This window comes from Streptomyces kebangsaanensis, from assembly GCF_001906585.1.
Lineage (GTDB): Bacteria > Actinomycetota > Actinomycetes > Streptomycetales > Streptomycetaceae > Streptomyces > Streptomyces kebangsaanensis.
The window spans coordinates 1-6,530 of sequence record NZ_JUJA01000013.1; the positions used below are offsets into that span (position 1 = coordinate 1).

A 6,530-nucleotide genomic window follows, 5' to 3' on the forward strand; every position below is an offset into this window, starting at 1 on the left:
GGGGAGGGCGGGGGAGTCGGTGTCGGCTGCGGGCAGGGCGGCGGCAGCGAGGGCCAGGGGCCGCTGCCGGCCACCGCCACCGCCACCGTTCCGTCCAGTCCCGTGGAGACGTACGCGCAGGCGTCGGCCGCGGCCGGGGCGGCCGATCCGCCCACGCACGTCCAGGCCAGGACCGCCGGCGCCAACATCCGCAGCACCAGGGCGAATCGGGTCGGTTCGGGTCGATGCACTCCATGCACGAGCGAGATCATGAGCTCTGGCGGACCGGGCCACGCCGCGGTGCCCGTGGATTGCCCCGAAGGTGGGAAGCGGCAGGCCGGAGGGTTTGACCAGCCGACCGGCACACCGCCGTGGATGGGTACGCGCGTACGGGCCGGCCGGAGCGTGTCACGGGTTCCGGAAAGAAATTCGCGCCGCCGTTGAACACAACCGGCATCCCCGTGCGTACCCAGTGTCGTGCGGCGGCGCAGCAGGGCGCTGCAACACCCTTGGGATTATGGGAGTTGACGATGAACACCTCCTGGCGGAGCGCCTCACTCGTGGCGACTGCCGCGGCTGTGCTGGTGCTGACGACGGCGTGCGGTCAGGAAACCTCTTCGGTGGGCAGCCAGAGCGTAGGTGCGACGGCCGCGGCCGGCGGCTTCGACAGCTCCGGAACGGGGACCGGCACCGGGGCCGGCGCCGGCAACGGTTACGGCGCCGACGGCCAGCAGGGTTCCGCGGACGCGCCGAAGCCCGCCGGACAGCTCGCGGTCTCCGCCAACGCGGAGCTGGGCAAGGTGGTGACCGACAGCGCCGGGATGACCCTGTACCGCTTCGACGCGGACACGGCCGAGCCCCCCAAGTCCAACTGCGACGGCGGCTGCGCCACGGCCTGGCCGCCCGTTCCCGTCGACGACGCCACCGCCGGCGCCGGACTCGACAAGGCCCTGCTCGGCGAGGTCACCCGCTCCGACGGCACCAAGCAGCTGACGATCGGCGGCTGGCCCGCGTACCGCTACGCGAAGGACACCCAGGCCGGTGAGACCAGCGGCCAGGGCGTGAACGGCAAGTGGTTCGCCCTGGCGCCCGACGGCAAGAAGGCCTCGCTGGCGAGCCTGCCGGGCCTGTCGGTGGGGAAGACCGAGCTGGGTGACGTCGTCGTCGACAAGAACGGCATGACGGTCTACCGCTTCAGCAAGGACGAGGCGTGGCCGAAGTCGATCTCCGCCTGCACCGGTTCCTGCCTGGAGAAGTGGCCGGCCGTGGCGCCCGTCGCCGAGAACGACGTCAAGGGCATCGTGAAGAAGGGCCTGATGCCCTTCACCCGGCCGGACGGAGTCAAGCAGATGTCCATCGGCTGCTGGCCCATCTACACCTTCTCCGGGGACAAGAAGCCCGGGGACGTCAACGGTCAGGGCATCGGCGGCACCTGGTTCGCCGTCTCGCCCGACGGCAAGCCGATCGGCGCGCCGAAGTAGACCGCCCTCCCGGGTCAGGACAGACCGACCGCCCCCTCCGCGCCGCACGGAGGGGGCGGTTCGCCGTGTGCGCACATCGGGGCGGTTCGCCGTGACGAGGACGCGAAGGGCGGGCCGAGGCCGCGGACGGTGACCGGGAACGGATGGTCATTTTCCGTTTCTGCTCGCCCTGTTGGCGGGCGATCAGTAGCCTTCGGCTCGAACACCGGATCGCCTACGCCTTGGAGAGACAGATGGAGCGTCCCGCTTGGGCCCCACGGAGTATCGACATCTCGGTGCCGAGCGTCGCTCGTATCTACGATTACTACCTGGGCGGTTCGCACAACTTCGAGGTGGACCGGGAAGCTGCCCGCAAGGCCATGGAGTTCATGCCGGGACTGCCCAAGGTCATGCAGGCGAACCGGGCCTTCATGCGCCGCGCCGTGGACTTCGCCCTGGACGAGGGCATCACGCAGTTCCTGGACATCGGCTCCGGCATCCCCACCTTCGGCAACGTGCACGAGGTCGCCCAGGCCGCCCGCCCCGGCGCACGCGTGGTGTACGTCGACCACGACCCGGTGGCCGTCGCCCACAGCCAGGCGGTCCTCGAGGGCAACGAGGACGCGGACGTGGTCGCGGCCGATCTGCGCAAGCCCCTGGAAATCCTCGAGAGCCCCCCGGTGCGCCGGCTGATCGACCCGAACCGGCCGGTCGCGCTGCTTCTCGTTGCCATACTGCACTTCGTGGAAGACGCGGACGACCCCTACCAGGCGGTGGCCCAGCTGCGCGACACGCTCGCGCCCGGCAGCCTGCTCATCCTCACGCACGCCTCGCACGAGGGAATCCCGCTCCCCGAGGAACGCAGCGAGTCCGTGGTCGACGTCTACAAGGACATCCGCAACCCGTTGATCATGCGCTCGCGTGACGAGATCGCGCGGTTCTTCGAGGGGTACGACATGGTGGAACCCGGGCTGGTGCCGATGGCGTCCTGGCGGCCCCGTACGGCACCGGAGGACGAGGACCCGTACGCCTTCTCCGGTTTCGCCGGCGTGGGGCGTACGGCGTGAGCGCGGAACCGGACGGGCCGGAGGGCAGACTGCGCCGGCTGACGACGATCTGGAGCCGGGCGGTCTTCCCGGTGACCTCCACGTCGCTGACCCGCCCGGAGTTCGAGGAACGACTCCTGCCGCTCGCCCGCCGCCTGAGCGGGGCGCTGCTGGCCAGGGCCTTCGACGCCGCGGAGGGCGAGGCGGTCGGCACCGCGCTGGTCGACGCGCACTGCACCGCGCCCGAGGCGCTCAGCCGCACGCTGGACTGCCTCGACGCCTACCTCGTGCTCTACTGCGGGGAGGGCGGCGACCAGGAGGACCTGCGGGCCCGCTGCTCCCGGCTGCAGCACGCGATGGCGGCCGGGTTCGCGCGGGCGCTGCGCGAGCGCGCGCTGGCCGAGCAGGAGGCGATCGCGCAGGCCGCGCTGCGCGCCCAGGGCGTGGTCGCGCAGGCGCTGCACGCCAGCGAGGCGCGTTTCCGCGCGGTGTTCGAGGGCGCGGCGATAGGCATCGGCATCGCCGACCTGGAGGGCAACGTCCTGCAGGTCAACGGCGCGCTGCTGCGCATGTTCGGCGGCTCCGAGCAGGGCCTGCGCAGCCGCAACGTACGCGACTGGACGCACACCGAGGACGCGCCGCAGGTGTGGCGGCTGTACGAGGAACTGGTGCGCGGCGAACGCGAGCACTACCACGTGGAGAAGGCCTTCTACCGCCCCGACGGAACGGTCCTGTGGACCAACCTGACGGTCTCCCTCCTCCGCGACGCCGACGGCAACCCGCAGTACCAGCTCGCCCTGATGGAGGACACCACCGAGCGGCGGCTGCTCAACCTCCGCCTGCGCTACGAGGCCACGCACGACGCGCTGACCGGCCTGCCCAACCGCACTCTGTTCTTCGAGCGGCTGGAGAAGGCGCTGAACGCGGGCGAGGGCCGGCGCTTCGGCCTGTGCTACCTCGACCTGGACGGCTTCAAGACCATCAACGACAGCCTCGGGCACGCGGCCGGCGACCGGCTGCTCGTCGAGGTCGCCGACCGGCTCCAGGCGTGCGCGACCGCGCCAGGCGAGATGGTCGCCCGGCTCGGCGGCGACGAGTTCGTCGCGCTGACCACCGCGACCGGTACCNCCCGCCACGAGGCCGACGAACTCGCCGCCCGCATCATGAACGCCCTGGTCGCGCCCGTCCGCATCGACGGCCGTGAGCTGACCGTGCGCGGCAGCATCGGCATCGTCGAGGGCCCGGTGGGGGAGCGCAGTGCGGCGGAGGTGCTGCGCAGCGCGGACATCACCATGTACCGGGCCAAGTCGGCCGGCGGCAACCGCTTCGAGCTCGCCGACCCCGAGGCCGACGCCCGCGCCATCACCCGGCACGGGCTGACCACGGCGCTGCCGACGGCCCTGGACCGGGGCGAGTTCTTCATCGAGTACCAGCCGCTGGTACACCTCGGCGACGGCAGCGTACGGGGTGCCGAGGCGCTGGTGCGGTGGCTGCACCCGCAGCACGGCATCATCGGCCCCGACCGGTTCATCCCGCTCGCCGAGCACACCGGGCTGATCGTCCCGCTGGGCCGCTGGGTCATGGAGCAGTCGGTGCGTCAGGCCCGCGAGTGGCGGGATCTGCACGCCGCCGAGTCCGCGGGCCCCCCGCGCATCAACGTCAACCTCTCGCCCTGCCAGCTCCACCACCCCGGTCTCGTCCAGGACACCGTCGAGATCCTGGAACGCGCGGGCGTGCGGCCGGACTCCCTCTGCCTGGAGGTCACCGAGTCGGCGCTGATCGGCGCGGACGACGACCTGCTCAAACCGCTGCGGCGGCTCGCCGAGATGGGCGTCGACATAGCCCTGGACGACTTCGGCACCGGCTACTCCAACCTGGCCAACCTGCGCCGGCTGCCGGTGAGCATCCTCAAGCTGGACCGTTCCTTCACCCAGAGCATGCAGCAGTTCCCGGCCGACCCCGTCGACCTCAAGATCGTCGAGGGCATCGTGACGCTCGCCCACAGCCTGGACCTGGCGGTCACGGTGGAGGGCGTGGAAACCGGCGCCCAGGCCGAACAACTCCGCCTGCTCGGCTGCGACACGGCCCAGGGCTGGTACTACGCCCGCCCGGGCCCCCCGGAACGCCTCCACGAACTGGCACTGGCGGACACGACGGGCTGAGCGAGGGTTCCCGCCCCCGCCGCCCCGTCCCTGGGGGCTCCGCCCCCAGCCCCCGGGGTGGCGGGGGCGGAGCCCCGCCGGGGGTCCGGGGGGTGCCTCTATGTCTTTCGTCAAGCGGCGCGCGGCGTTTTGGGCTCGTAGAAGGTGCTGTCGCGGAGCATCGCGACAGCACGCTGGTGCGGTGGCGGGCCAGGCGAAGGGGTCTCGGGTGTGGGTCTTTCCGAAGGCCGCGCTACGCCACCCGCTCGGCGAGCGGACCATCTCCGCGAGGGCCTGCCCCGGCACCAGCCAGGTCTCAACCCGGGGGGGCGGGAATCAGGAAGGGGTGCACGCCTCGGCGATCGATACGCTGTTCTCGTAGAGGTGATGCCGGGTGATCCGGCCCTCCTCGACGGTGAGGCGCAGCGCGAAGGGGCCCTCGAAGGACTTCCCCGTCGCGCGCACGGTCCCCGAGAGGTACCCCATCAGGACGGCGTCGGTGCCGTCGACGAGGAACGTGTCGACGGAGGCCCGTGCATCCTCGGCCACCGTGTGCTCGGCCAGCTCCGTGAACTGGGCGGCGCATTCGGCTCCGGTGGAGCGCGGCCGGATCCACGGGACGGCGGGGTTCTCGGCGAGTAGCCAGTCGACGTCGTCCGCGAAGAGCGCGACGAGCCGCTCGACGTCCCCGGCCATCCGGGCGGCGAGGAAATCCTGGACGACGTGGCGGGTGGTATCGGTGACGGAACCAGCTCTGGTGTCAGCGGACTTGATGGGCATGGTTGCTCCTCGGGCCCTGGTGCCGGAACCCTTGTCGGGGATCTCGTTGACGTGCACCAAGCTGCCGCAGCAGGGCAGCGTGGTCGATTACGTCGGAGGTAATGGCCGGGTGGGGGCTTCTACGTCCGTCGTCAAGCCCGGGTTGGTCATGCGACGGCTGCTTCGGGGGTGCGTGGTTCGTAGGAGGTGCCGTCGCGGAGCATGGCGAAGAGCACGCTGATGCGGTGGCGGGCGAGGCGGAGGAGGGCTTGTGTGCGGGTCTTCCCGCGCGCCCGGCATTTGTCGCAATAGGTGCGGGAGGCGGGGTCGTGCAGGGTGGCGAAGGCGGAGAGGAACATGGCCCGTTCGAGCTGCCGGTTTCCGCCTCGGGGCGCGTGTCCGCCGTGGATCGAGGTGCCGGAGGACTTCGTGGCCGGGGCGAGTCCGGCGTAGGAGGCGAGGTGGGCGGCGGGAGCCCCCCGGCGGGGTCGAAGGGGCGGAGCCCCTGGTGGACGGGGCGGGCAGGGGCGGCGGGGGCGAAAATACCCTGCCCTCATCGCTCCAGCAGCATCCGCTGCAGCTCACGAGCCGCCCGAGGCGGAGCCACATCGCTCCGGTGGGCCAGCGCGATCGTACGGTGCAGCCCCGGCCGGGCCAGCGGAGTGACCCGCAGGCCGTGGCCGGCGCGGGTCGCCACCATGCGCGGTACGACGGCGACGCCGAGCCCCGCCCGCACGAACCCCAGCACCGCGTCCATCTCCCCGCCCTCCACCGCGAGGTCCGGCTCGAAGCCCTCGGCGCGGCACGCGGCGACCGTCAGCTCCCGCAGGTCGTACCCGTGCCGGAACATCACCAGACGCTCGCCCTCCAGATCCCCGATCCGCACACTCCGCCGCCCCCGCCCGCCGGGCGCCGGCGCCTCCGGCGACGACACCACCACCAGGTCCTCACGCAGCAACTCCACCGTGGTCAGCGCGGGGGAGGGGGTGGGCAGGGGAAGCACCACCAGGGCGAGGTCGAGAGCGCCGCGCGCCAGCTCCCGCACCAGGTCGTGCGAGCCCCCCTCCTCGATCAGCAGCCGGATGCCGGGATACCGGTCGTGGAAGGCCCGCAGCACGTCCGGCAGCAGACCGGTGCACAGGCTC

Annotated in this window: 5 protein-coding genes and 3 pseudogenes; 4 read left to right on the forward strand and 4 right to left on the reverse strand. The window is 71.9% G+C overall.

The annotated features are described in order from the left end of the window. A pseudogene (locus tag RH94_RS41815) lies at positions 1-239 on the reverse strand (hypothetical protein); the annotation flags it as partial. Positions 240-509: 270 nt separating this feature from the next. On the opposite strand from RH94_RS41815, the gene RH94_RS01155 reads away from it, so the two are divergent. From RH94_RS01155 to RH94_RS41825, 4 genes and pseudogenes are all read left to right on the forward strand, one after another. Next, positions 510-1,460, forward strand: a complete 951-nt coding sequence (locus tag RH94_RS01155) for an SCO0930 family lipoprotein (protein ID WP_073945810.1) — start codon at positions 510-512, stop codon at positions 1,458-1,460. A 233-nt stretch (positions 1,461-1,693) separates the two neighbouring features. Continuing rightward, a complete protein-coding gene (locus RH94_RS01160; protein WP_073945811.1) occupies positions 1,694-2,506 on the forward strand; it encodes an SAM-dependent methyltransferase in 813 nt (270 codons plus the stop codon). Beyond that, positions 2,503-3,612: GGDEF domain-containing protein (locus RH94_RS41820; protein ID WP_234425439.1), on the forward strand; the 1,110-nt coding region annotated here is incomplete at its 3' end. The genes RH94_RS01160 and RH94_RS41820, both read left to right, overlap by 4 nt. A gap of 1 nt (position 3,613) precedes the next feature. Continuing rightward, positions 3,614-4,647, forward strand: a pseudogene (locus tag RH94_RS41825) (putative bifunctional diguanylate cyclase/phosphodiesterase); the annotation flags it as partial. Between the two features lie 315 nt (positions 4,648-4,962). Here the strand turns inward: RH94_RS41825 and RH94_RS01170 are convergent. From RH94_RS01170 to RH94_RS01180, 3 genes and pseudogenes are all read right to left on the reverse strand, one after another. Beyond that, on the reverse strand, positions 4,963-5,406 hold the full coding sequence (locus tag RH94_RS01170; protein WP_073945813.1) for a nuclear transport factor 2 family protein: 444 nt from the start codon (positions 5,404-5,406) through the stop codon (positions 4,963-4,965). A gap of 146 nt (positions 5,407-5,552) precedes the next feature. After that, a pseudogene (locus RH94_RS01175) lies at positions 5,553-5,855 on the reverse strand (transposase); the annotation flags it as partial. Positions 5,856-5,938: 83 nt separating this feature from the next. Then, the coding region (locus RH94_RS01180; RefSeq protein WP_234425440.1) for a LysR family transcriptional regulator substrate-binding protein at positions 5,939-6,530 on the reverse strand (592 nt) is incomplete at its 5' end.